At 71.5% G+C, this 23,085-nt stretch carries 22 protein-coding genes; 7 read left to right on the top strand and 15 right to left on the bottom strand.

The features are described 5' to 3' along the window. Positions 1-58: 58 nt before the first annotated feature. Positions 59-427 carry a YciI family protein gene (locus tag ABZ815_RS26635; protein ID WP_357702424.1) on the bottom strand — a complete coding sequence of 123 codons (369 nt, stop codon included), beginning with the start codon at positions 425-427 and terminating at the stop codon, positions 59-61. A gap of 156 nt (positions 428-583) precedes the next feature. Here ABZ815_RS26635 and ABZ815_RS26630 point away from each other — a divergent pair, with 156 nt between their 5' ends. Continuing rightward, positions 584-2,089, top strand: a complete 1,506-nt coding sequence (locus ABZ815_RS26630) for an MFS transporter (protein ID WP_357702422.1) — start codon at positions 584-586, stop codon at positions 2,087-2,089. An 85-nt stretch (positions 2,090-2,174) separates the two neighbouring features. Here ABZ815_RS26630 and ABZ815_RS26625 read toward each other — a convergent pair whose 3' ends face one another. From ABZ815_RS26625 to ABZ815_RS26615, 3 genes are read right to left on the bottom strand one after another with little or no spacing between them, the layout of a single operon-like run. Then, on the bottom strand, positions 2,175-2,660 hold the full coding sequence (locus tag ABZ815_RS26625) for a GyrI-like domain-containing protein (protein ID WP_357702420.1): 486 nt from the start codon (positions 2,658-2,660) through the stop codon (positions 2,175-2,177). 14 nt (positions 2,661-2,674) lie between these two features. After that, the gene (locus ABZ815_RS26620; protein WP_357702418.1) at positions 2,675-3,595 is read right to left on the bottom strand and encodes a sigma-70 family RNA polymerase sigma factor; all 921 of its coding nucleotides are present in this window, start codon (positions 3,593-3,595) and stop codon (positions 2,675-2,677) included. Then, a complete protein-coding gene (locus tag ABZ815_RS26615) occupies positions 3,595-4,413 on the bottom strand; it encodes a MerR family transcriptional regulator (RefSeq protein ID WP_357702417.1) in 819 nt (272 codons plus the stop codon). The genes ABZ815_RS26620 and ABZ815_RS26615 overlap by 1 nt, the downstream gene beginning before the upstream one ends. Positions 4,414-4,530: 117 nt before the next feature. Here ABZ815_RS26615 and ABZ815_RS26610 point away from each other — a divergent pair, with 117 nt between their 5' ends. From ABZ815_RS26610 to ABZ815_RS26600, 3 genes are read left to right on the top strand one after another with little or no spacing between them, the layout of a single operon-like run. Beyond that, positions 4,531-5,202, top strand: a complete 672-nt coding sequence (locus ABZ815_RS26610) for a TetR/AcrR family transcriptional regulator (protein WP_357702415.1) — start codon at positions 4,531-4,533, stop codon at positions 5,200-5,202. After that, positions 5,162-6,649 carry an AMP-binding protein gene (locus ABZ815_RS26605; RefSeq protein ID WP_357702413.1) on the top strand — a complete coding sequence of 496 codons (1,488 nt, stop codon included), beginning with the start codon at positions 5,162-5,164 and terminating at the stop codon, positions 6,647-6,649. The genes ABZ815_RS26610 and ABZ815_RS26605 overlap by 41 nt, the downstream gene beginning before the upstream one ends. Beyond that, positions 6,646-7,374 carry an enoyl-CoA hydratase/isomerase family protein gene (locus ABZ815_RS26600; RefSeq protein ID WP_357702411.1) on the top strand — a complete coding sequence of 243 codons (729 nt, stop codon included), beginning with the start codon at positions 6,646-6,648 and terminating at the stop codon, positions 7,372-7,374. Before ABZ815_RS26605 ends, ABZ815_RS26600 begins: the two co-directional genes overlap by 4 nt. 39 nt (positions 7,375-7,413) lie before the next feature. Here the strand turns inward: ABZ815_RS26600 and ABZ815_RS26595 are convergent, their stop codons facing one another. The 4 genes from ABZ815_RS26595 to ABZ815_RS26580 form a co-directional block, all read right to left on the bottom strand. Beyond that, positions 7,414-8,040: a PH domain-containing protein gene (locus tag ABZ815_RS26595; protein ID WP_357702409.1), complete on the bottom strand. Its 627-nt coding sequence runs from the start codon at positions 8,038-8,040 to the stop codon at positions 7,414-7,416. Beyond that, the gene (locus tag ABZ815_RS26590) at positions 8,037-9,110 is read right to left on the bottom strand and encodes an adenosine deaminase (RefSeq protein ID WP_357702408.1); all 1,074 of its coding nucleotides are present in this window, start codon (positions 9,108-9,110) and stop codon (positions 8,037-8,039) included. The genes ABZ815_RS26595 and ABZ815_RS26590 overlap by 4 nt, the downstream gene beginning before the upstream one ends. Before the next feature lie 91 nt (positions 9,111-9,201). Next, entirely contained in the window at positions 9,202-9,552 is a 351-nt protein-coding gene (locus ABZ815_RS26585) for a cupin domain-containing protein (RefSeq protein ID WP_357702406.1), read from the bottom strand. A 5-nt stretch (positions 9,553-9,557) separates the two neighbouring features. Then, on the bottom strand, positions 9,558-10,157 hold the full coding sequence (locus tag ABZ815_RS26580; RefSeq protein WP_357702404.1) for a hypothetical protein: 600 nt from the start codon (positions 10,155-10,157) through the stop codon (positions 9,558-9,560). Between the two features lie 124 nt (positions 10,158-10,281). Here ABZ815_RS26580 and ABZ815_RS26575 point away from each other — a divergent pair, with 124 nt between their 5' ends. Further along, positions 10,282-11,937, top strand: coding sequence for a hypothetical protein (locus ABZ815_RS26575; protein WP_357702402.1), 1,656 nt, complete (start codon positions 10,282-10,284; stop codon positions 11,935-11,937). A 49-nt stretch (positions 11,938-11,986) separates the two neighbouring features. Here ABZ815_RS26575 and ABZ815_RS26570 read toward each other — a convergent pair whose 3' ends face one another. Then, the gene (locus ABZ815_RS26570) at positions 11,987-13,345 is read right to left on the bottom strand and encodes an MFS transporter (RefSeq protein WP_357702400.1); all 1,359 of its coding nucleotides are present in this window, start codon (positions 13,343-13,345) and stop codon (positions 11,987-11,989) included. Positions 13,346-13,480: 135 nt separating this feature from the next. Between ABZ815_RS26570 and ABZ815_RS26565 the strand changes: the two genes are divergently transcribed. Next, the gene (locus ABZ815_RS26565; protein ID WP_357702398.1) at positions 13,481-13,867 is read left to right on the top strand and encodes a MarR family transcriptional regulator; all 387 of its coding nucleotides are present in this window, start codon (positions 13,481-13,483) and stop codon (positions 13,865-13,867) included. A 71-nt stretch (positions 13,868-13,938) separates the two neighbouring features. Here the strand turns inward: ABZ815_RS26565 and ABZ815_RS26560 are convergent, their stop codons facing one another. The 6 genes from ABZ815_RS26560 to ABZ815_RS26535 form a co-directional block, all read right to left on the bottom strand. After that, the gene (locus ABZ815_RS26560; protein ID WP_357702396.1) at positions 13,939-15,210 is read right to left on the bottom strand and encodes a thymidine phosphorylase; all 1,272 of its coding nucleotides are present in this window, start codon (positions 15,208-15,210) and stop codon (positions 13,939-13,941) included. A gap of 2 nt (positions 15,211-15,212) precedes the next feature. Continuing rightward, positions 15,213-15,608 carry a cytidine deaminase gene (locus ABZ815_RS26555; RefSeq protein ID WP_357702394.1) on the bottom strand — a complete coding sequence of 132 codons (396 nt, stop codon included), beginning with the start codon at positions 15,606-15,608 and terminating at the stop codon, positions 15,213-15,215. Continuing rightward, a complete protein-coding gene (locus tag ABZ815_RS26550; RefSeq protein WP_357702392.1) occupies positions 15,605-16,894 on the bottom strand; it encodes an ABC transporter permease in 1,290 nt (429 codons plus the stop codon). The genes ABZ815_RS26555 and ABZ815_RS26550 overlap by 4 nt, the downstream gene beginning before the upstream one ends. After that, complete coding sequence (locus ABZ815_RS26545; RefSeq protein WP_357702390.1) at positions 16,891-18,033, bottom strand: ABC transporter permease; 1,143 nt, start codon at positions 18,031-18,033, stop codon at positions 16,891-16,893. The genes ABZ815_RS26550 and ABZ815_RS26545 overlap by 4 nt, the downstream gene beginning before the upstream one ends. After that, positions 18,033-19,640: an ABC transporter ATP-binding protein gene (locus ABZ815_RS26540; protein WP_357702388.1), complete on the bottom strand. Its 1,608-nt coding sequence runs from the start codon at positions 19,638-19,640 to the stop codon at positions 18,033-18,035. The genes ABZ815_RS26545 and ABZ815_RS26540 overlap by 1 nt, the downstream gene beginning before the upstream one ends. 95 nt (positions 19,641-19,735) lie before the next feature. Continuing rightward, on the bottom strand, positions 19,736-20,803 hold the full coding sequence (locus tag ABZ815_RS26535) for a BMP family ABC transporter substrate-binding protein (protein WP_357702386.1): 1,068 nt from the start codon (positions 20,801-20,803) through the stop codon (positions 19,736-19,738). Positions 20,804-21,091: 288 nt separating this feature from the next. Between ABZ815_RS26535 and ABZ815_RS26530 the strand changes: the two genes are divergently transcribed. Then, complete coding sequence (locus ABZ815_RS26530) at positions 21,092-22,972, top strand: Xaa-Pro dipeptidyl-peptidase (protein WP_357702384.1); 1,881 nt, start codon at positions 21,092-21,094, stop codon at positions 22,970-22,972. Positions 22,973-23,085: the final 113 nt, after the last annotated feature.

Raw genomic sequence — 23,085 nt, 5'->3', positions numbered from 1 at the left:
GGGCCAGGGGTTTCCGGGGGCCGGGCCCGCGTCGCGTCGCGGGCCCGGGGTCTCGGGGTCACATGTCGGCGCCGGCCGAGAACATGATCGGCCGGACCTCGACGGCCAGGCCCTCGATCCGGCTGTCCGGGATCATCCCGGCCAGCTCGATCGCGCGTTCGCGGCTCTCGCAGTCGACGATGTAGTAGCCGCCCATGTACTCCTTGGCCTCCAGGTAGGGGCCGTCGGTCACGGCGGGCAGGCCGTTGCGGGTGCGGACGACGGCGCTGGTCGACGGGTCGCCGAGCGCCTGCGTGCCGATCATCTCGCCCGACTCCTGGATCGTCTTCATGAACGCGCCGTGGCCGTTCATGATCAGCTCGCGCTGCTCCTCGGTCAGGGTGTCCATGACCTGCTGGTTCACCTGCATGATCAGCAGAAACTTCATCGTCTCTCCTCGTGGTCGTGCGAGTTCCGTCGTGCTGGAGTCGGAGCCGGTGCGGCCCTCTCGACATCCCCGCGGAACTTCTCCGGAAAGCATGTCGAGCGCGCGACCCCCGCTCCGACCTCCTGGCGGAACCGATGACACCAGGAGGGTGCCGACATGCCGAATCTCACCGAGACCGCCGCCGAGCCCCGGGCCGGGCGGCGCGAATGGGCCGGGCTGGCGGTGCTCGCCCTGCCGACCCTGCTCGTCGCGGTCGACATCAACGCGCTGTTCCTGGCGCTGCCCCGGCTGAGCGTGGACCTGGGGGCCGACGCCGTCCAGCAGTTGTGGATCATCGACATCTACGGGTTCATGGTCGCCGGGCTGGTGATCACGATGGGCGGCCTCGGCGACCGGATCGGCCGCCGCCGGCTGCTGCTGACCGGCGCGGCGGCCTTCGGCGTCGCCTCCGTCGTGGCGGCGTACGCGACCGGCCCCGCCATGCTGATCGCCGCCCGTACCGTGCTGGGCGTGGCGGGGGCCACGCTCATGCCCTCCACGCTCGCGCTCATCACCAACATGTTCCGCGACGCCCGGCAGCGCGGCACGGCCATCGCCGTCTGGGCCACCTGCCAGTTCGCCGGGGCCGCGCTCGGGCCGGTCGTCGGCGGGCTGCTCCTGGAGCACTTCTGGTGGGGGTCGGTGTTCCTGCTGGCCGTGCCGGTGATCGTGGTGCTGCTCGTGGCCGGCGTCCTGCTGCTGCCGGAGTTCCGCGACCCGGACGGCGGGCGCATGGACCTGGTCAGCGTGGCGCTGTCGATGCTGGCGATCCTGCCGGTGGTCTGGGGCGTCAAGGAGCTGGCCGCCTCGTCGGTGTCGGCCGGGCCCGGCGTGCCGCTCGCGGTGATCGCGGTCGGTCTCGCGTTCGGGGCGGCGTTCGTACGGCGGCAGCTCACGCTCGACGCTCCCCTGCTCAACCTGCGCCTGTTCGCCCAGCGGCCGCTCACCCTGATCCTGACCGCGCTCGTGCTCGCCGGGATCGCGATGGCGGGCACCGGTCTCCTGGTCACCCAGCTCCTGCAGTCGGTGCTGGGGTACACCCCGGCGCAGTCGGCGCTGTGGTTCGCGCCCATGGGGCTCGGCGTCGCGCTGGGCACCACGCTGACCCCGGCGCTCACCCGCCGCCTGGCCCCCCGGACGGCCGTCGTGGGCGGCCTGACGCTGTCGGCCGCCGGGGCGGCGCTGCTCACGCAGGCCGGGTCCGGGCTGCCGGTGGTGATCACCGCCATCACCGTGCTGGCGCTGGGCACCGGCCCGCTGTTCGCCCTGGGCACGGGGATCGTGGTCGGTTCCGTGCCGCCGGAGAAGGCCGGGTCGGCGGCCTCGCTGGCCGAGTCCGGCAACTTCCTCGGCGGCACGCTCGGTCTGGCCCTGCTCGGCACGGTCGGCGCGGCCGTCTACCACCACGCCCTGCCCGCGGACGTGCCCGAGGCCGCCAGGGAGACCGTGGCGGGCGCGGCGGCCGTGGCCGCGCGGCTCGCCCCGGCGCAGGCCGCCGAGCTGCTGCGGGCCAGTCACGCCGCGTTCGTCAGCGGGCTCGTGACGATCGGCCTGGCGGGCGCGGCCCTGTTCGTGCTGGCCGCGCTGCTGACCTCACGGCTGCCCCGCGCCGAAGCGGCGTGACGGGCCCGGTGGCTGGCCGGGATGACCGGCCCGGCTTCTGGCCGGATGAGGGGCCGGATGACGGGTCGCGTCATCCGGCCGAGTGTCAGGCCAGGCGGAACTGCAGGTCGATGTCCCACTTGTTCAGGTCGGGCTCGACCCGCGGGTCCGTCCGGTACAGCTCCAGCCGGCAGCCCCAGTGCTCGGTCCCGCCCTTCTCGGTCATGTCCCAGGTCAGGCCCTGTTCGGCGGCCCACGTCAGCACCGACTCGATGACGCCGGAGAGCTGGTCGGGGTGGCCGTGGTGGGACTCGGTGACGAAACGGCCCGCGGGCAGCGTGCCCGCGTGGAGCTCGCCCTCCCCCGCCACGGGAGCGGTGACGGGCACGCCCGCCTCCACCACCAGCCGGTCCTGCGGCAGGTCGATGCTGTCGTACCGGAAGAACGGGGCTCCGGCGGGCGTGTGCCCGCGCTCGGCGAGCCAGCCGATCATCTCCGCGATCCGGTCCCCGACGAGGCCGAAGCTGGTCATCGTGATGGTCTTCCGGATCCCGATGTAAGGACGCTCGGGAAATTCGACGATCTGTGGCATGTGTCTGTCCTCCTTCACCTGTCAGTACGGAGCGCGCCCCCGAAACTCATCGGCAGGCCGAAGGACGACACGAGCCCGGGATCGAGAAAGGTGGTCATGCCGGTGACGACTCCGCCGCCGATCTCCAGGACTACCAGGGCGAACGCCTTCCCGTCCCGGTACTGGGCGAAGGCGGGCGCGCCGTTCGCCCTGGCCGGCAGCAGGCGGGTGCCGTCGCAGGGCGCCGCGGCGGCCATCAGGACCGCCCTGATCGCCTCCCGGCCGCGCAACCACCACGCGAACGGCGGCATCGACATCGTCGCGTCCTCGCGCAGCAGCGAGACCAGCGCGTCCACGTCGTACCGCTCGAAGGCCGAGACGTAGCGGTCGAGCAGCCTCTCGTCCACCTCGGTGTCCTCCGGAGTGACGGCGGGCAGGCGGGCGCGGGCGCGCTGCAACGCGCTGTTCACGGACGCGACGCTCATCTCCAGCAGGCCCGCCACCTCGGCGGCCTGCCACTTCAGCACGTCACGCAGGATCAGCACGGCCCGCTGCCGCGCCGGCAGCCGCTGCAACGCGGCCACGAACGCCAGCCGCACGCTCTCCCTGGCCACCGCCAGCTCCGCCGGGTCGGCCGGGAGCACGCGGTCGTCGGGGACGGGCCACACCCAGGCGTCCCCGGGCAGCGGCTCGCCGAGCGGGTCTCCCGGACGCGCCGCCGGCCCGAGGTCCATCGCCCGCGCCCGCCGCTGCGGCCCGCGCAGCATGTCGAGGCAGACGGACGTGGCGAGCCGGAACAACCACGGGCGCAACGGCCCCCGCCCGGCCTGGTACGTGCGCCAGGCCCGGACGAACGTCTCCTGCACCGCGTCCTCGGCCTCGAAGCCCGAGCCGAGCATGCGGTAGCAGTAACCGGTCAGCTCGACCCGGTGGAGTTCCAGCTCGGCCGCCTCCACTAGATCGGGGCCACCTCGATCTGCAGCTCGTGCACCCATTCCGCGCGGTCGTCCGGGCAGTGCAGCGACACCTCGCGCGCCAGGTCGAGCGAACGGTAGCCGTTCTCCTCGATCCAGTGGGCCAGGGCCTGGAAGGTCGGCCCGACGGCCTCCATCGGGCCGTGGTGGATGATCGTGGCCGCCGTGCCGATGGCGGGCAGGTCCCTGATCTCGAAGTCGTGGCGGGGGTCGGGGTCGGCGTTGACCGGCAGGCAGGCGTGCACCATGACCGAGCCGTCGTCCTCCTGGCGATAGTGGGCCAGGCCGGGGCCGACCACCTTGAGGCCGGCCTGCTCCACGCGGGCGCAGATCTCGGCGAACAGCGGCTGGATCACCGGGCCGACGTCCTCGCCCTCGTAGCTGGCGGCTCTGGCGCTGAGCTGGGCGACCCGTACCGGGCTGACCTTCTTCAGCATGACTTCCGCGGTTCTCATGTGCCCCTCCGTCTCGATGCTGCGGAGTCTCGCCTCGACGCCGCGCAGCCTGGCCAGGTCGGCGCTGATCTGCGCCTCAAGCTGGGCGCGGCGCAGCCGTACCATGCCGTGGAGCTCCTCGGTGCTGACCTTCTCGTCCAGGATCGCCCGGACCTGGTCCAGCGTGAAGCCGAGGTCCTTGATGGCGACGATGCGGTTGAGCCTGGCCAGTTGCGCGGCCTGGTAGGACCGGTAACCGGTGAGCGGGTCCACCTGCGCGGGACGCAGCAGACCGATGGCGTCGTAGTGGCGGAGCATGCGTACGGACACGAGCCCCAGCCTGGCGAATTCTCCGATGCTGAACATGTCCGCTCCAGGAGTAGGGGCTCACACGGTGTCAGAGTCAACCTATGGCGGTTTCTACAGACATGGGGTATTTTCCAGCGTAATAAGCAACCGAACGTTCGGTAGGTGGCCGTGGACGTGGACGCACTGCTCCGGATCAGGACGGCGGCCGTGCGGCTCTTCGCCCGGCAGGGCTACGCCGCCACCGGCATCAGAGACCTGGCCAGGGCGGCGAACCTGACCAACGCCGGCATCTACCACCACGTCCCCAGCAAGGAAGCCCTGCTCGCCGACCTCATGCGGACCGGCCTCCAGGGCCTGATCGACTCGACCGCCCGCGTCCTGGACGGGGCCACGCGTCCCGCCGACCGCCTCGCCCTGCTGATCACCTCGCTCACCGCCCTGCACGCGCGCAGCCCCCTGACCAGCCGCGTCATGGACGGCGAGCTCCGCTCCCTCACCCCTGGCTCCCCCGCCCACACCGAGGTCATCGCCCTGCGCGACGCCTACGAGAGCCACTGGAGGAGCGCCCTGGCCGACGGCGTCGCCGAGGGCGTCTTCCACCTCGCCGACCAGAGGCTGACCCGCCTCGCGCTCATGTCCATGTGCACCGGCACCAGCGAGTGGTACCGCCCCGACGGGGACTCGACGCTGGAGCAGGTGTGCGCGGAGTTCGTCACGATCGGCCTGGCCGCCGTGCGCGCCGCCGTCCCGGTCGTGGCGCCTCTCGATCCACGCCTGCTGCCCGACTTCCCGTGGGAGCCGCCGGATGCACACCACGATCCCCGACCTGCTGAGGACCGCCGCTAGCACGTACGGCGAACGCGAGTTCCTCCGCTTCCCCGCCCCCTCACCGACCGTCCCCGCGACCTCGCTGAGCTTCGCCGAGGCCGACGCCGAGTCCGACCGCCTGGCCCGCGCGCTGGCCGCCCGAGGGGTACGCCCCGGCGACCGGGTGGCCGTCATGCTGGACAACGAGCCGTGGTGGCCGTTGAGCTGGTTCGCCGTCCTGAAGGCGGGGGCGGTCACCGTCCCCGTGAACGTGCGCTACCAGGCCGCCGACCTGGAGCACGTCCTGCGCGATTCCGGCGCGGTCGCCACCCTCGCCGGCCGGGCCCACGCGGCGCGCGTGCCCGGCGTGGTGCACCTCGTGGACACGCTGACAGATGGCCCACCTCTCGACATATCCCCCAGCGCGGACAATGTCGCTAATTTCCAGTACACGTCGGGGACGACGGGCTTCCCCAAAGCCTGCCTGCTCACCCACGACTACTGGGTCAGGACCGCGCGGGTCGTCGCCGACCTCGTACGCCTGCGCGACGACGACGTCCTGCTGATCGCCCAGGCGTACTCGTACATGGACCCGCAATGGACCACCCTGCTCTGCCTGGCCGGCGGCATCCCGCTGGTGGTCCTCCCGCGCTTCTCCGCCTCCGGCTTCTGGCCCGCCGTCCGCGAGCACGGCGCGACCCTCACGTACGTGCTGGGCACCATGCCCCTGCTGATGCACAAGCAGCCGCCGAGCCCCCTCGACCGCGACAACCGGATGCGGCTCGTGCTCTGCTCCGGCATCGTCCCGGGCCTGCACCGCACGTTCGAGGAGCGCTGGGGCGCACCCTGGCGCGAGCTGTACGGCTCCACCGAGAGCGGCTGCGACCTGATGGCCGCCCCGGACGCGGACGACACGGTCGGCACCGGCGCGATGGGCACGCCACCGCCCGGCAAGGAGGTCCGGCTCGACGACGAGACCGGTGAGATCCTGGTCCGCGGCGCGCCCATGATGAACGGCTACTGGAACCATCCCGAGGCCACCGCGCACGCCTTCCGCGGCGGCTGGTACCACACCGGCGACCTGGGCGTACGCGACGAGCTAGGGCGTATCCGACATGCCGGGCGGCTGACGGACATGGTCCGCAGGGGCGGTGAGAACATCTCGTGCGCCGAGGTCGAGAGCGTGCTCGCCGGGCATCCCGCGGTCCTGTCCGCGGCCCTGGTCCCCATCCCCGACGACCTCTTCGGCGAGCTGCCCAAGGCGTTCATCCAGCTCCGCCCCGGACACGCCGCCGACGCGGGCACAGCCGCCGCCGTCATCGCCCATGCCAGGGAACGCCTGGCCCGCTTCAAGATCCCGGCGTACGTGGAGTTCGTGGAGTCGTTCACGCTCACCCCGTCCGCCCGCATCGAGAAGCGCCACCTGCTCCGCCCCGGCCGCGACCAGCGCGCCGCCCCCGCCATCCCCACGGAGGACCCGGCATGATCGACGTGACCGTACGCGACGAGGTGGCCCTGATCACCCTCACGCGCCCCGAGAAACTGAACGCCCTCACCGCCGGCATGCGCAGGGACCTGGCCGCGGCCGTCCGCGCGCACGGCCGTACGGCGAGGGGCATCGTGGTGACCGGCGCCGGCCGGGCCTTCTCGGCGGGCGAGGACATCGCCGAGGCGGCGGGCAAGCCGCTGGAGGCGGAGGTGGAGCTGTTCCACGACATGACCAGGGCCGTGCTGGAGACCGAGGTGCCGGTGGTCGCCGCGGTCAACGGCCTGGCCGTCGGCGGCGCCGCCGAGTGGACGCTCTGCTTCGACACGCGGCTCGGCGCCCCGGCCGCCGAGTACTTCTTCCCCGAGAACCACCTCGGCCTGTCGATCTCGAACGCCGCCGGTCACCTGCTGCCCCGGCTGGCGGGAGGCCGGGCGCTGCGGCTGGTGCTGGACTCGGCCCGCCTGGACGCCGCCGCCGCGCTTGCGGCCGGGCTGCTGGACGAGCTCGTGCCCGCCGAGAAGCTGGTGGAGACGGCGATCGCGCGGGTGCGCCACTGGACGCGGCCGGGCACCGCCACCGCCACGCACCTCCGGCTGCTGCGCCCGGCGCTCGCCGACGTCGAGCGCGCCTTCGAGGCCGAGACCGAGGCGGCCCGGCAGGTCGAGCGGGCGGGCCTGGCCCAGGCAGGCATGACCCGCTTCCTCACCCGCCGGACCTCCTGACATCGCGCCGTCCGCCCGCCCACCCGGGCCGGCGGACGGTCAGGCGATGACGACGGCGGCGACGATCAGGGCGACCGCGGCCACGAGGACCGCGATCGAGTCATAGGACCAGGTGACCCTGGCCGGGGTCGCCGGCTCCTCGCGGCGGCGGGCGGCCTCGGCGCGGTCGCGGATCTGGTCGCCCACGAAGTCGGCGTGCGTCTTGCCGGTGAACGCCTCGGCGGCGGCCTGCTCGGCCTTGCTCACCGTGGTCTCGACCCGGAACCGGCCGCCGCGCTCGGGCTTGGGCACCCCGCGCCGCTGCGCCTTGGACCGCTCGCGGGCGCTGCTCATCGGCGTCCACAACCGCAGCACCTGCTCGTCGGCGCCCTCGCCGCCGTGGCGGACCGCGATGGAGTGGGTGACCGTCACCTCGCCGACGGACGCCCACGGCAGGAACGTCGTGCGCAGCGGGTTGCGGGCCAGCAGGCCCTCCTCGCCGACCACGGTGGCGGGCCTGATCGCGATCGCGTAGACGAGCGCCGACATCGCCCCGAGCACGGCCAGCGCCACCATGGACGGCTTGCCGTTGTAGTGGGCCGTCAGGTCCCACACGTTGAACGCCACGAAGACCAGCCACGCGCAGCCCAGCACGAAAGCGGTCTTGGACCGGTAGGTGTGCTTCACGGCTGCCACTTGATCTGCGCGAACCCCGGCTTGATCACGCCGTTGATCAGCGCCAGCCGCTCGTCGAACGGGAGGAAGGCCGACTTCATCGCGTTGACCGTGAACCACTGGAGGTCGTCCCAGTCGTAGCCGAACGCCTCGACCAGTTTGGCGAACTCCAGCGACACGCTCGTGGAGCTCATCAGCCGGTTGTCGGTGTTGACGGTGACCCGGAAGTGCAACCTGCGCAGCAGCCCGATGGGATGCTCGGCGATCGAGGCGGCGGCCCCGGTCTGGAGGTTGGACGTGGGACACATCTCCAGCGGGATGCGCTTGTCGCGCACGTACGCCGCCAGCGGCCCCAGCTTGGCCGACCCGTCGCCGGCCACCGCGATGTCGTCGATGATCCGCACGCCGTGGCCCAGCCGGTCGGCGCCGCACCACTGGATGGCCTGCCAGATCGACGGCAGCCCGAACGCCTCGCCGGCATGGATCGTGAAGTGCGCGTTCTCCCGCTGGAGGTACTCGAAGGCGTCGAGGTGCCGGGTGGGCGGGTAGCCGGCCTCGGCCCCGGCGATGTCGAACCCCACGACGCCGGCGTCGCGGTAGCGCACGGCCAGCTCGGCGATCTCCATCGAACGCGCCATGTGCCGCATCGCGGTCAGCAGCGTGCCGACCCGGATGCCGCGCCCCTGCGAGCCGAGCGTGAACCCTTCGAGCACCGCCTCCACCACCTGGTCGAGGCTCAGCCCCATGGTGGTGTGCTGCTCGGGGGCGAAGCGCACCTCGGCGTAGACCACGCCGTCGTCGGCGAGGTCGCGGGCGCACTCGGCGGCCACCCGGACCAGGGACTCGCGGGTCTGCATGACCGCGACCGTGTGGTCGAAGGTCTCCAGGTAGCGCTCAAGCGACCCGGAGTCGGCGGCCTCCTCGAACCACAGGCGCAGGTTGTCGGGGTCGGTGGAGGGCAGCCGCCCGTAGTCGATCTCCCGTGCGAGCTCGACGATCGTCTCGGCGCGCAGCCCGCCGTCGAGGTGATCGTGCAACAACACCTTGGGAGCCAGCCGGATCTTGTCAAGCGTGGGGCTCATCTGGCCATGATATGAGCACACTCCTCCGCCGCCGCACACGTCGCGCCCGCCTGTGGACGACCCCTCCGGCACACCCGCGCGGCCTCCCGGGTCAGTCGCGGCCCGCGGCCTCCGGCGCGAAGGCGGGCAGGCACACGGCGACGTACTCGGCGCCGTCGGGGCCCGCGCTGTAGCGCACCCTCTCCCCCGGCGAGGTCACCACCGACTGGCCGGCGGCGATCTCGACCGTGCCGCCGTCGTGCTCGACGAGCACGCTGCCGCGCAGGACCACGGTGTACTCGGTGAACGACGGCGTCTGGGCGGGCTCGGCCCAGCCGGGCGGGGCGGTCATGTGGGCGATCGAGACCTGCTCGTCGCCACTGTTGACGCGCCCCACGTGCTCGTCGATGAGCTTGCCGCCGGGGACGGGGATGCGGGTCGGGCCCTCGATCTTTCTCACCACGGGGATCAGTGTGCCACGTCGAGCACCAGCCGGCTCGGCGCGGACTGCTCCTTCACCCGGAAGCCGGCCTTGCGGGCGAGCGCCAGGCCGATGCCCACGCGTCCCTCGAAGTCGCCGGTCCTGACGACGTCGGAGACGTTCTTGAGGTTGGCCGGGTAGACGGGGCCGCCCTTCCAGGTGGGATTGCCGTCGTCGTCGTGCGCGTTGGCGGGGACCAGGGTGAGCTGCAGGTACGCGCCGCCGCGGACGCCCATGGGCTCGCCGGAACCGTCCTCCAGGAACTCGTCCACCCATTTGACCTTGTATCCGGGAATGTCGCCCTTGAGATCGATGACCACCCGGTCGTAGCCGTCGTGGGTGGCGTACCGGACGCCGGTCACCACGGCCGGGTCGAGGCCGTCGCGCTCGACGTCCACCTCGGCGGTGCTGGTGGGGACGTCGGAGGGGGTGCTGCGTGGGGTGGCGGCCGGGCTGGTCTCCGCGGGGGTGTCCAGCCGGGCGGTCTGCGTGACGGTGCCGCACGCGGTCAGCACGGCGAGGCAGGCGAGCGGCGCGACGAGGCGAAGGCGCGACGACCGGTCGCAGGTCGGGGATGACGGGCGCATGCCCGGTAGATGCCCAGCCCACGGGCCTGCAAGCGGCTCCACGGCGGATCGGTCCGGGTTTCCGGGGCACTTCCGCGCGGCCGGGACTGCCTCTACGCTGATCAACCTCCAAGGAGTCATACAAGTGAGCAAATCCCACGACTTATCGGCTTTTCTGGCGTCCTATGAGCCCTCGTTCGCGCGGACGGCGTACCTGCTGACCGGCGACGTGGACAAGGCGCGCGAGCTGACCGTCCACGCCCTGCTCGCGGCCTGCCGCCGGTGGTCCGCCATCCGCTACCACCGCCCGGCCGACGCGGTGCTGCGCGAGCTGTACGGACGGTTCCTGGGCGCGACGGGCGAGCCCTGGCCGCTGCCGGAGGGCCACCTGTTCACCGGGCTCGCCCCGACGACCCGCGCGGCCGTCGTCGTCACCTTCCACGACGGGCTGAGCCTCCCGCACGCGGCCGCGGTCACGGGCCTGTGGACCGGCGCCCTGGACGACGAGCTGCGGCGGGCCCGCGCCCGGCTCCGCGCCTCCCACCCGCACCTGTTCCCGGACGAGCCTCCCCGGACCGACACGACGCCTTCCTCCCCCTGGACGCTCGGCGCCGCCCCCGAGCCCGCCGCCCCGGCGGAGGAGGGTCAGGACGCGGATCCGGCCCTGCGCGCCGCCCTGCTCTCCCTGGCCGCCGAGCTGCCGCGCACCGACCTCGCCGGCACCGTCCTGCGCCGGCTCACGACGCGGCGCAGGGTACGGGCGTCGGTGTGGACGCTCGCCTCCGCCGGCCTGGTCGCCGCGCTGGTCGCGACGGTCGTGGCGGGCCTGTCCGCGGTGGCCGACAACGTGAACGAGGCGATGGCCCGCTCCCCCTTCGACCCCGGGGCGGCGGGCGCCGCCGAGGAGACCCGCGACCCGCTGCCCGCCGCGCTCCCCGACCCGGTCCGCTTCGCCTATCCGGGCTACTGCCGCGACGCCGAGGTGGACGCCCACGACCCCCGGCCCTGCGGCCAGTGGGTGCTCACGACCCGGTCGGGCACGGAGTGGCGGCTGCCGGGCGCGCGGGCCGGCTACGACCCGGCCACCGGCGACTCCATGCCGCTCGCCCTCAGCCAGGACGGCCACCGGCTCGCCTACCAGAACCCGCAGGGCCGCTACCTGGTCCACGACCTGCCCACGGGCGCGGTCAAGCGCATCGAGGCGACGGCCGGGGACGGCGAGGCGCACATCGCGTCGTCCCCGGACGGCCGCTACTTCTCGCTGTCCTTCGGCGCGTCCGGCGACGGCGCGGTGCTCGACTTCCGGACGGGCACGACCAGCACCGTACGCGGCGAGGACGTCGAGATCCTGGCCGTGGACGACGACGGCACGCGCGTGGTCGCCGAACGCCGGGACACCACCGACGTGCCCGGCCACGCCTCCGTCAGCACGCTCAGGCTGGACGGCGCGCGCACCCGCACGAAGGGGTTCCGGATCGACCCCGCCCTCGTCGAGCACGGCGCCGCGCTCTCGCCCGACGGCCGCCTTCTGGCCCTGGTGACGGCCGACGCCCGGCTGGTCACCATGGACGCCCGCACCGGCCGCGTCGCCGGCCCCCGCACCCGCCTGGACGACGACGACCTCGAAGTGATCAGGGTGGAACGCTGGCTGGGCCCCGGCAAGGTCCTCGTGCGCCTGTGGGACCGCGAGGACGTGTACCTGATCCAGGTGGACGTCCGCACCGGCGAGGCCAACGCCTTCGACGACTCCGCGACGGAGTGGATCGACTACTCCGACCCGATCGGCGCGCTGGAGGAATGAGGAAGAGGGCCCCGCTTCGAGCGGAACCCTCTTCCCTGCCGCGCGGAGGTCAGACGGCCTCGAAGACCTTCGCGTCCTCCTGCTCGACCGCGGCGGCCTTGCCCGAGCGCAGGCCGGTGGCCGAGATCACCAGCCCGACCAGGGCCAGCACCAGCGCGACCACGATCGCCGAGCGCAGCGCGCCGATCGACAGCGTCTCGCCGCCCGAGGTGAGCACGGCGGTCACCACGGCCAGCACGATCGCGCCGCCGACCTGGCCGGAGGTGTTGAGCAGCCCGGAGGCCAGGCCCTGCTCGTCGTCGTCCACGCCGTTGGTGGCCTGGATGTTCAGCGCGGGGAAGGACAGGGCGAAGGCCACGCCCAGCAGGACCATGCCGGGGATCACCAGGCCGCCGAGGCTCGGCGTCTCGTCGATGCCCAGGAAGACCGCGTACCCGCCGGCCAGGGCCGCGGCGCCGATGACGATCAGCTTGCCGGTGCCGAACCTGTCGGCGAAGTCGCCCATCTTGGTCGAGGTGACCGCGACGAGCAGGCCCGCGGGCAGGAACGCCAGGGCCGTGCCGAGCGCCGACCAGTGCAGCAGGTTCTGGAAGTACTGCATGGCCACGAACTGGAAGGCCACGTACGAGCCCATCAGGATGAGCAGCCCGAGGTTGGCCCGCACGATGTGACCCGAGCGCAGGATGCCGAGCCGCACCAGCGGGTGCTTCAACCGCAGCTCGGTGAAGACGAACAGGCCGAGCAGCACCGCCACGGCCACCAGCGAGCCGATCGTCCGGAACGAGGCCCAGCCGGCCTCGGGAGCCTGCACGACGGTGAAGACCAGCAGCAACATCGAGGCGGTGATCAGCACGGCGCCGATGAGGTCGTGACCGCCCTCGGCGCGCTCCTCCTGGCCCTTCGGCAGCACCTTCAACGCGGCGATCAGCGCGATGACCGCGACCGGCACCGGCATGAGGAGCGTCCACTGCCAGCCGAGCCCGGTCAGCAGGCCGGAGAGCACGAGGCCGAGCGAGTAGCCGCTGGCGGCGCAGGCGGTGAAGATGCTCAATGCCTTGTTGCGCTCCGGCCCCTCGGGAAACGTGGTGGTGATGATCGACAAGGCGGCGGGCGCGGTGAAGGCGGCGGCCACCCCCTTGACGAACCGGGCGGCGATCAGCAGGCCCCCGTCGTCCACGACACCACCCAGCAACGACGCGACGGCGAAGACGCCCAGAGCGACCAGGAAAACCCTGCGCCGCCCGAGCAGGTCGGCGGTCCTGCCCCCGAGCAACAGAAGACCGCCGTAGCCGAGCACGTAGCCGCTGACCACCCACTGCAGGGAAGAGGTGCTGAGGCCCAGGTCGTGCTGGATGGCCGGCAGGGCGACACCGACCATGGAGACGTCAAGGGCGTCAAGGAAGATCACTGCACAGAGCACGGCGAGCGCGCCCCAACGGGATGAGGAAGAGGACATGAGTCAGAACAATACATGCGCTCGCATCTAATGCAAGTGCATTTAATGCCGTTGCATGAATCTTCCCGAGATGGTAACCTCCGCGACATGGACGAGGAGTTCGTGGTCGAGACCTGGCATTACGTCCTGGCCAAACACGCCAAGGCCATGTGCGCGCTGGAGCGGGAGCTCGGCGAGCGGCACGGGCTCGGGCCCAGCGAGTTCGAGGTGCTCGACCGCATCGTCCACAACGACAGGAAGCTGCGCATCCAGGAGCTCTGCGAGGAGGTCCACCTGAGCCAGAGCGCCCTGTCCAGGGTCGTGGCCAGGCTGGAGAAGAGCGGGCTCGTCACCCGCGACACCTGCGTCTCCGACCGCCGGGGCGTGTTCGTCTGCATCACCGACGAGGGGCGCGAGCGGTACACCGAGGCGCTGCCCACGCAGCGCGCCGTGCTCGCGGACGTCTTCACCGACGTCCCCGCCGTCACCACCTAGCCGGCCCGCGAGAAAGACCGGCGGCCGTCCCCGGCAGGGGTCCGGCCGCCGCGCACGAGTGATCCCGGTGGTCAGCCGATGCGGTCGATGACCAGGGGCAGCAGTTCGCGCCCCGACTCGGCGACCTCGTAGCCGCCCGCCAGCGCCTCCAGCGCCCGCTCGAACCTGGCCGTCTCGTCCGCGTGCAGCGTCATCAGCGGCTGCCCCTCGCGGACCAGGTCGCCGGGCTTGGCGTGCAGCACGATCCCGGCCCCGAACGACACCGGGTCCTCCTTGCGCGCCCGTCCGGCGCCGAGCCGCCAGGCGGCCAGCCCCACCGCGTACGCGTCGAGGTGGGCCAGCATCCCGGACGACGGCGCCGCGACCGTCATGGTCTCGGCCGCCCTCGGCAGGACCGCGTCGGGGTTGCCGCCCTGGGCGGAGATCATCCGCCGCCACGCGTCCATGGCCGAGCCGTCGCGCAGCGCGTCGGCCGGGTCCTTGCCGGAGACCCCGGCGGCCGCCAGCATCTCGCGCGCCAGCCGTACGGTCAGCTCCACCACGTCGGACGGCCCGCCGCCGGCCAGCACCTCGATCGACTCCTCGACCTCCAGCGCGTTGCCCACGGCGCGGCCGAGCGGCCGGTCCATGGCCGTCAGCAGCGCGACCGTGCGCACGCCCGCGTCACCGCCGAGCGCGACCATGGTCTCGGCCAGCTCGCGGGCCGTCTCGGTCGTCTTCATGAACGCCCCGGAGCCGACCTTCACGTCGAGCACCAGCGAGCCGGTGCCCTCGGCGATCTTCTTCGACATGATCGAGGAGGCGATCAGCGGGATCGACTCGACCGTGCCGGTGACGTCGCGCAGCGCGTAGAGCTTCTTGTCGGCCGGGGCCAGGCCCGAGCCCGCCGCGCAGACCACCGCGCCGGCCGTGCGCAGGACGTGCAGCATCTGGTCGTTGGAGAGCGAGGCCAGCCAGCCCGGGACGGACTCCAGCTTGTCCAGGGTGCCCCCGGTGTGCCCGAGGCCGCGCCCGGAGAGCTGGGGCACGTACGCCCCGCACGCCGCCACCAGCGGGGCCAGCGGCAGCGTGATCTTGTCGCCGACGCCGCCCGTGGAGTGCTTGTCGGCCGTGGGCCGGTCGAGCATCGACCAGTCCATGCGCTCGCCCGAGCGGATCATGGCCTGCGTCCAGTCGGCGATCTCGCGCCGGTTCATGCCGTTGAGCAGGATGGCCATGGCCAGGGCGGACATCTGCTCGTCGGCCACGTCACCGCGGGTGTAGGCGGCGATCACCCAGTCGACCTGGGCGGTGCTGAGCTCGCCGCCGTCGCGCTTGGCGCGGATGACCTCGATGGCGTCCATGGTCACGTGCTCCTGCTGAGGTCGTCGGGGCCGAACGCGTACGGCAGGATCTGCGCCATGCGCTTGGGGCCGTCGACGGTCTCGACCAGCAGGTCCTCACCGCCGAACTCGTACAGGAGCTGACGGCAGCGCCCGCACGGCATGAGCAGCTCGCCGTGGCCGTCGACGCAGGTGAAGGCCACCAGCCGGCCGCCGCCCGACATCTGCAACGCCGACACCAGGCCGCACTCGGCGCACAGGCCGAGCCCGTAGGAGGCGTTCTCGACGTTGCAGCCGGTGACGATCCGGCCGTCGTCGACGACCGCCGCCGCCCCCACCGGGAACTTGGAGTACGGCGCGTAGGCGTTGCGCATGGCCGTGGCGGCCTCGGCGCGCAGGCCGTCCCAATCGATGTTCAATGTTGATCCCCCCGACGGAAGCGTACGCCGTCGGCCTTGGGCATCCGCAGACGCTGCGAGGCGACCAGGAGCACGAGCAGCGTGAGCACGTGTGGCGTGATGAAGACGAACTCGCCCGGCAGCGTCTCCACGGTCCGCCAGAGCCAGAACAGCACGAGCGCGCCCACCGCCGCGGCGGCGATCACGGTGTAGTCCTTGACGCCCCTGGTCACGACCTCGGCCGGCTGGCTCGGCGCGACCAGCTTGCGGATCTGGAGCGCGATGTAGATCACCAGCAGCAGCGACCCGAACAGGAAGAACGTGGTGACCGCGTTGGCGTCGCCGGAGCTGCGCAGTTGCAGGCCGCTGGCGTAGCCGAACAGCGACGAGCCGGCCGCGAGCCCGCCGGGCCGCCAGTTGCCGAAGATCATGGCCGCCAGGCCGATGAAGCCGCGTCCCTGCGTCTGGCCCTCGACGTACTTGTTGGAGACGAAGACCAGGAACACGCCGCCGAGCCCGGCGAACGCGCCGGAGACGACGACCGCGAGGTACTTGATCCGGTAGACGTTCACTCCCAGCGACTCGGCCGCCCACGGGTTCTCCCCCGCCGAACGCAGCCGCAGCCCGAACGACGTGCGCCACAGCACCAGGTACGTCACCGGCAGCAGCAGCACGGCCAGGATGATCAGCGCGTTCACGTCGTGGGTGAGGCCGCGCAGGATGCCGGCCAGGTCGGAGAGCAGGAACCAGTGGGTGTTCTCCAGCTTGCCGAGCAGGTCGGGGCCGGACGACAACACGGGCAGGCTCACCTCGGGGGCGCCCGAGCTGATCGCCGGCGAGGTGGTGATGCCGGCGCCCTTCGCGCTGGCCGAGGTGCCCTCGCCGTAGAGGACCTCCGACAGGAAGCGGGTGATGCCGGGGCCGAGCAGGTTGATGGCGACGCCGCTGATGATGTGGTCGACGCCGAACGTGACGGTCGCGATCGCGTGGATGAGCCCGCCGAGCGCGCCGCCGAGCAGCCCGGCGAGCAGCGCGGCCACGGCGCCCCACTGGTATCCGGCCCAGCCGGCGAACCAGGTGCCGAGCACCATCATGCCTTCGAGGCCGATGTTGACCACGCCGGCCCGCTCGGCCCACAGGCCGCCGAGACCGGCCAGCCCGATCGGCACCGCGAGCAGCAGCGCCGCGTTGAACGTGCCGGAGGAGGTCAGGTCGTCCTGGCCGGAGATGATCCGCACCAGCGACAGCAGCAGGATGAGCGCGGCGACGCCGAGCAGCGCCAGATGGTATTTGCCGACCCTGCTCATGCTGCCACCTCAACCGGTCTGTTCGTGTCGAGCTGCCGGGCGGCCCGCTGCTCCTCAAGCCGCATGGCGATGCGGTTGGTCACCTCGTTCGCGATGACCACCAGCAGGACGATGACGCCCTGGATGATCGTGATGACCGACGACGGCACGTCCGCGATCTGCAGCGCGCCCTGCGCCCGGTCGAGGAAGGCGAACAGCAGCGCGGCGATCGCGATGCCGACGGGCTTGTTCCTGCCCAGCAGCGCCACCGCGATGCCGAGGAAGCCGAGGCCGGCGGTGAAGTTGGAGTTGAAGGCGCCCTTGTCGCCGAGGATCTCGGGCAGGCCGATGAGCCCCGCGATCGCGCCGGACAGCACCATGGCCGCGATGACCATCTTCTTCGGGTTGACGCCCGAGGCGAAGGCGGCCGGACCGTTGAGCCCGCTGGCCTTGACGTTGAAGCCGAACCGCGTGCGCTCCAGCACGACCCAGACCACCAGGCCGAGCACGACGGCCACGAGCAGGAAGCCCCACACGCCGCCGCCGCGGGTGGGCGGCAGCAGCCCGAACCAGTCGAAGACGAAGTTCAGGTTGGGGAACATGGCCGACTCGGGCAGCTGCGGCGTGGTCGTGGTGAGCTGACCGGCGGCCCGCTGGCCCGCGAACGGGCCGCGTACCAGGTAGGAGGCCAGCGAGATCGCGATGTAGTTGAGCATGATCGTGGAGATGACCTCGTTGACGCCGCGGGTCACCTTCATGACCGCGGGGATCAGCGCGTACGCGCCGCCCACGACCGCCGCGACGACGATGATCACCAGGATCTGGATCGGCTTCGGGGCGGTGAACGTCGAGCCGACGTAGGCCGCGCAGATGGCCGCGATCCGGTACTGGCCCTCGACGCCGATGTTGAAGAGGTTCATGCGGAAGCCGACCGCCACCGCGAGACCGGCGATGAACAGCGGCACCGCCCGGTTGAGGAACGCCGCGATGCCGTTGGACACCGAACGCGCGGTCTCGCCGAAGTCGAAGAAGGCGGCGAACGCGTCGATCGGGCTGGCGCCCGCCGCGATGATCGCCACGCTGGAGATCGCGATCGCCAGGACGATGGCGACGATGGCGCCTGCGACGGTGAGCAGCGCCCGGTTGAGCCCGGCGGGCATCACGTCTCCTCAGTACCGGCGATGGCGCCGGTCATGTAACCGCCAAGCCGCTCGGGCGTGACGTCGGACGGGTCGAGTTCGGCCACGAGCCGGCCGCGCAGGATGACCCTGATCGTGTCGGACAGGCCGATCAGCTCGTCGAGGTCGGCCGAGATCAGCAGCACGGCCAGACCGGCGGCCCGCGCGTTGCGCAGGTGGTCCCAGATGGCGGCCTGGGCGCCGACGTCCACGCCGCGGGTGGGGTGGGCGGCGATGAGGAACGACGGCTCGCCGCTCATCTCGCGTCCGACGATCAGCTTCTGCTGGTTGCCGCCGGACAGGGCCAGGGCCAGGGTGTCCACGCTGGGGGTGCGCACGTCGTACTCCTTGACGATGCGCTCGGTGTCGGCCTTCGAGGCGCGGCGGTCCACCCAGATGCCGCGGCGCGCCGGGGACCTGGTCTGGTGGCCGAGCACCCGGTTCTCCCACAGGGACGCCTCCAGCAGCAGGCCCTGCCGGTGGCGGTCCTCGGGGATGTAGCCGATGCCGGCCTCCCTGCGCTTCAGCGTGGACCAGGCGCTGACGTCCACGCCGCCGAGGGTGATCGTGCCGTGGGCGGGACGCATGCCCATGATCGCTTCGATCAGCTCGGACTGGCCGTTGCCCTCGACGCCGGCGATGCCCAGGATCTGGCCCGCGTGGATGTCGAAGGAGACGTCGTCAAGGATCAGGCGCTTGCCCTCCTCGCGGAGCTTGTCGACGTACAGGCCGACGGAGGTGCCCTTGGGCACCGGACGGAAGCCGTCGGCCTCCATCGTCAGCCGGGACACGCTCAGCGTGACGCTCTCCCGCACGGTGGACTCGCGGGTCTCCGGCGTGGGCAGCTCGCTGCCGACCATCAGCTCGGCGAGCCGGCGGGCGGTGACCTCGGCGGGGTTCACGCTGGCGACGGTGGTGCCGCGGCGGATCACGGTGATCGCGTCGGCGATGTTCAGCACCTCGTCGAGCTTGTGCGAGATGAAGATGACGGTCAGGCCCTCGGCCTTGAGCTCGCGCAGGTTCTCGAACAGCTCCTCGACCTCCTGCGGCACGAGGACCGCCGTCGGCTCGTCGAGGATGAGGATGCGGGCGCCGCGGTAGAGGACCTTGAGGATCTCCACCCGCTGGCGGTCGCCGACGCCGAGGTTCTCCACCAGCGCGTCGGGGTCGACGCGCAGGCCGTGGCTGCTGGCCAGCTCGGCGATGCGGGCCCGCGCCCTGCCGGTGTCGAGCACGCCGGCCTTGGTGGGCTCGGCGCCGAGGACGATGTTCTCCAGCACGGTGAAGTTGTCGGCCAGCATGAAGTGCTGGTGGACCATGCCGATGCCGACGTCGATGGCGTCGCTGGGGGTGCGGAAGGTGACCTCGCGGCCGTTGACCCGGATCGTGCCCTCGTCCGGCTTCTGCATGCCGTAGAGGATCTTCATCAGGGTCGACTTGCCGGCGCCGTTCTCGCCGACGATCGCGTGCACCGTGCCGGGTTCGACGGTGATGCGGATGTCGTGGTTGGCGACGACGCCGGGGAAACGCTTGGTGATGCCCTCCAGCTCTACGGCGGGTTGCACCGCGGCGAGGGTGTCCGAGCTCATTTCGCCTCTCCTAGAGCATGGGGGGCGGACGGGGCGGATAGCGAGAAGGCCCGAAGTGGGGACTCCGGGCCCTCGGTCGTCCGTTCCTACCCAGATTACGGCTTGGACGGAACCGTGATTTTGCCGTCGACGATGTCCTTCTTGGCAGCGTCGAGCTTGTCCTTGATGTCGTCGATCTCGCCACCGGTGGTGGACAGACCCACGCCGTCGACCTTGAGGTCGTAGACGGTGTTGCTGCCGCCCTTGGCACCGCCCTGGAAGGCCTTGACGAACTCGAAGACGCCGACGTCCACGCGCTTGAGCATCGAGGTCATGATGACCGACTGCAGGTCGGTCTCCTTGACCGTCTGCCGCTGGTCGGAGTCGACGCCGATGGCCTTCTTCTTGGCCGCGGCGGCCGCCTGGAACACGCCGAGGCCGGAGTCGCCGGCGGCGTGGTAGACGATGTCCGCGCCGTCCTGGTACATCTTCTCGGCCGCGACCTTGCCCTTGTCGGGGGCCTTGAAGCCGGAGAAGTCACCGTCGGGGGTGAGGTACTTGATGTCGATCTTGATGTCCGACTTGACCGACTTGGCGCCCATCACGAAGCCCGCCTGGAACTTCTTGATCAGGTCGTTCTCGACGCCGCCCACGAAGCCGACGTGGCCGGCCTCCGACTTGGTCGCCGCGGCGACGCCCGCCAGGTAGGAGCCCTGCTCCTCGGCGAACAGCAGGCCGGTCACGTTCGGGCCGTTGGAGGCCGAGTCGACGACGGCGAACTGCACGTCGGGGTACTCGGCGGCGGTCTTCTTGATGTCGTCGCCGTAGGCGAAGCCGACGCCGATGATGGGGTTGTAGCCCGCGTCCGCGAGCTGGCGCAGCAGGTCGCCGCGGTTGGAACCGTCGGCCGCCGGGCTGAGCTCCTTGATGTCGGCGTTCAGCTCAGTCTTGGCCTTCTCCAGGCCGGCGTAGGCGGCGTCGTTGAACGACTTGTCGCCACGGCCGCCGACGTCGAACGCCAGACCGACCTTCAGCCCGCCCTTGGGGGCCTCGCTGCTCGCGCCGGAGCTCGGCTGCGTGCTCGCCGAGGTGCCTCCACCCTCGCCGCCACAGGCCGCGACTGCCATGAGCATGACGCCGGCTACCGAGCCGACGGCAATCCTGCTGAATCGCTTGCCGAGCAAGGCGACTCCCTTCCATTTCCTCGCCGTCGAACTTCATCGCAGGCGCGAAGAAACGTACGGCACCTGCACGGAAGATAGTTGCTTGACCAGGGCAGACCAAACCGGCACACAGGGTCGCAACCGCTCCGTTATCGACATCAAGCGCGTCCGTGACCTGAATCTGGGTTCAGGCACTTGGGATGGTGTCCGAAGATTTTGCCCAAGTTTGGTATGGAAGGGGCCCTTGCCGAGCGGTCGATCATGGCAGAGATTCCGATCAACGGTGGAAATTTCGTATCGGAGCCCCGTATGCAGCCTTGGAAGACACTGGCCGTACCGCTGGTCGCGATCCTCGCCGTGACCTTGGGCGGCCCCACCCCCGCGACGGCGGACACCCCCGCCCTGAAGATCGAGAACAACGCCACCCAGCCCGTCTTCTCCCGTGCCGACGCCGTCAAGCAGACGGTGTTCGTGGAGGTCGCCGGGACCGACAGCGACGACGACGGGAAGCCCGACCGCGTCGCCATGGACATCCTGCGCCCCAAGGAGACCGACCAGGGACTCAAGGTCCCGGTGATCATGGAGGCCAGCCCGTACTACGCCCCGGGCAACGACGTCCCCAACCACCCCGTGGACGTGGACGAGAACGGCAACCCGCTGCCCACCCTGAAGTCGCCCTCGAACAAGCTCGCCAGTGAGCCGTTCGACGGCTACTACGACAACTACTTCCTGCCCCGCGGCTACGCCATCGCCCTGGTCGAGAACGTGGGCAGCGCCCGCGCGACCGGCTGCCCGACCTCCGGCGACCGCAACGAGACCGCCGGCCCCAAGGCCGCCATCGACTGGCTGAACGGCCGCGCCCGCGGCTTCGACGCCGACGGCAACGAGGTCAGCGCCACCTGGTCCACCGGCAAGGTCGGCATGATCGGCGTCTCCTACAACGGCACCCTGCCCAACGCCGTCGCCTCGACCGGCGTCGAGGGCCTGAAGACGATCGTCCCGATCGCCGCCATCTCCAGCTGGTACGACTACTACCGCGCCAACGGCGGCGTCCTGGCCCCCGGCGGCTACCAGGGCGAGGACCTGGACGTGCTGGCCAAGTTCGTGCTGACCAGGGACAAGGGCTTCGAGGTCTGCGGCGCCAAGATGGACGCCCTCGCCGCGGCCCAGGACCGGATCACCGGCGACTACGGCCCGCTCTGGGACGCCCGCAACTACCTCAACGACGTGAACAAGGTGAAGGCCAGCGTCTTCCTCGTGCACGGCCTCAACGACTGGAACGTCAAGACCAAGCAGTTCGCCCAATGGTGGAACGCCCTGGCCGAACGGCACGTGCCGCGCAAGATCTGGCTGCACCAGGGCACCCACATGAACCCCTTCAACCTGCGCACCGCCGAGTGGCTGCGCCAGCTGCACGGCTGGTTCGACCACTGGTTGCAGGGCATCGACTCGGGCATCATGCGCGAGCCGCAGGCCGACGTGGAGATCGGCGTCGGCGAGTGGCAGCAGCACGCCTCCTGGCCGCTGCCCGGGGCCACGACGGTCTCGCTGCACCCGGCCGCGGGCGAACGGCTCGGCCTGCTGCCCCGGCCGCTGTCGCCCGAGGAGTCCTTCGTGGACCAGAGCGCCAGGAGCGCCGAGCAACTGGTGGAGGCGACCGGGGCCGATCCGAACCGGCTGGCGTACCGGACCGGCGAGCTGCCCGCCGACGTGCGGATCTCCGGCACGCCGACGGTGTCGGTGCGGGCCTCGTTCAAGGACGGCGCCTCGCCGTACCTGACGGCGTTGCTGGTGGACTACGGCACGGACGTGCGCCCGGACGGCAGCCTGCTCTCGACCGGCCAGAGCTACTGCTACGGCGAGGGCGTCCCGGGTGACACGGGCTGCACGACGCTGCGGCGGCTCGGCACGGCGACGACCGCGTACAAGATCGTCTCCAGGGGATGGCTGGACGTGCGCAACCGCCATCGCGCCGACCGCACCGAACCGCTGCGCCCCGGCAAGGAGTACACCTTCACCTGGGACTTCCAGCCCAAGGACTACCTGTTCAAGAAGGGCCACCGGCTGGGCCTGGTGATCATCTCGACCGACCGCGACTACACCCTGCGCTACCCGGCGGGCACCCGGGTCACCGTGTCGCCGGGGCACTCGTCCCTGCGGCTGCCGGTGGTCTTCGGCAGGCTCTCCTGACACGCCGACGGCCCCCCCCGGGGCGGGGGGGGGGGGCGGACCAGGGGGCGGCCCCACGGGGTGGTGGTGTTGTGTTGGTGCGGGGCGCCCTGCCAACACGCGGGGCAGGGCGG

Origin of the sequence: Nonomuraea sp. NPDC047529 (genome assembly GCF_040642995.1) — a bacterium.
In the GTDB taxonomy this organism is placed as follows: domain Bacteria; phylum Actinomycetota; class Actinomycetes; order Streptosporangiales; family Streptosporangiaceae; genus Nonomuraea.
The sequence above is the reverse complement of the archived record's forward strand: the minus strand, read 5'-3'. Positions and strand labels throughout refer to the sequence as shown.

What these genes read in the sequence shown, in the direction of transcription:
- ABZ815_RS26635 (WP_357702424.1), bottom strand. Translation starts at nt 427, where the DNA reads ATGAAGTTTCTGCTGATCATGCAGGTGAACCAGCAGGTCATGGACACC.
- ABZ815_RS26630 (WP_357702422.1), top strand. Translation starts at nt 584, where the DNA reads ATGCCGAATCTCACCGAGACCGCCGCCGAGCCCCGGGCCGGGCGGCGC.
- ABZ815_RS26625 (WP_357702420.1), bottom strand. Translation starts at nt 2,660, where the DNA reads ATGCCACAGATCGTCGAATTTCCCGAGCGTCCTTACATCGGGATCCGG.
- ABZ815_RS26615 (WP_357702417.1), bottom strand. Translation starts at nt 4,413, where the DNA reads ATGTTCAGCATCGGAGAATTCGCCAGGCTGGGGCTCGTGTCCGTACGC.
- ABZ815_RS26605 (WP_357702413.1), top strand. Translation starts at nt 5,162, where the DNA reads ATGCACACCACGATCCCCGACCTGCTGAGGACCGCCGCTAGCACGTAC.
- ABZ815_RS26600 (WP_357702411.1), top strand. Translation starts at nt 6,646, where the DNA reads ATGATCGACGTGACCGTACGCGACGAGGTGGCCCTGATCACCCTCACG.
- ABZ815_RS26590 (WP_357702408.1), bottom strand. Translation starts at nt 9,110, where the DNA reads ATGAGCCCCACGCTTGACAAGATCCGGCTGGCTCCCAAGGTGTTGTTG.
- ABZ815_RS26580 (WP_357702404.1), bottom strand. Translation starts at nt 10,157, where the DNA reads ATGCGCCCGTCATCCCCGACCTGCGACCGGTCGTCGCGCCTTCGCCTC.
- ABZ815_RS26565 (WP_357702398.1), top strand. Translation starts at nt 13,481, where the DNA reads ATGGACGAGGAGTTCGTGGTCGAGACCTGGCATTACGTCCTGGCCAAA.
- ABZ815_RS26560 (WP_357702396.1), bottom strand. Translation starts at nt 15,210, where the DNA reads ATGGACGCCATCGAGGTCATCCGCGCCAAGCGCGACGGCGGCGAGCTC.
- ABZ815_RS26550 (WP_357702392.1), bottom strand. Translation starts at nt 16,894, where the DNA reads ATGAGCAGGGTCGGCAAATACCATCTGGCGCTGCTCGGCGTCGCCGCG.
- ABZ815_RS26545 (WP_357702390.1), bottom strand. Translation starts at nt 18,033, where the DNA reads ATGCCCGCCGGGCTCAACCGGGCGCTGCTCACCGTCGCAGGCGCCATC.
- ABZ815_RS26540 (WP_357702388.1), bottom strand. Translation starts at nt 19,640, where the DNA reads ATGAGCTCGGACACCCTCGCCGCGGTGCAACCCGCCGTAGAGCTGGAG.
- ABZ815_RS26530 (WP_357702384.1), top strand. Translation starts at nt 21,092, where the DNA reads ATGCAGCCTTGGAAGACACTGGCCGTACCGCTGGTCGCGATCCTCGCC.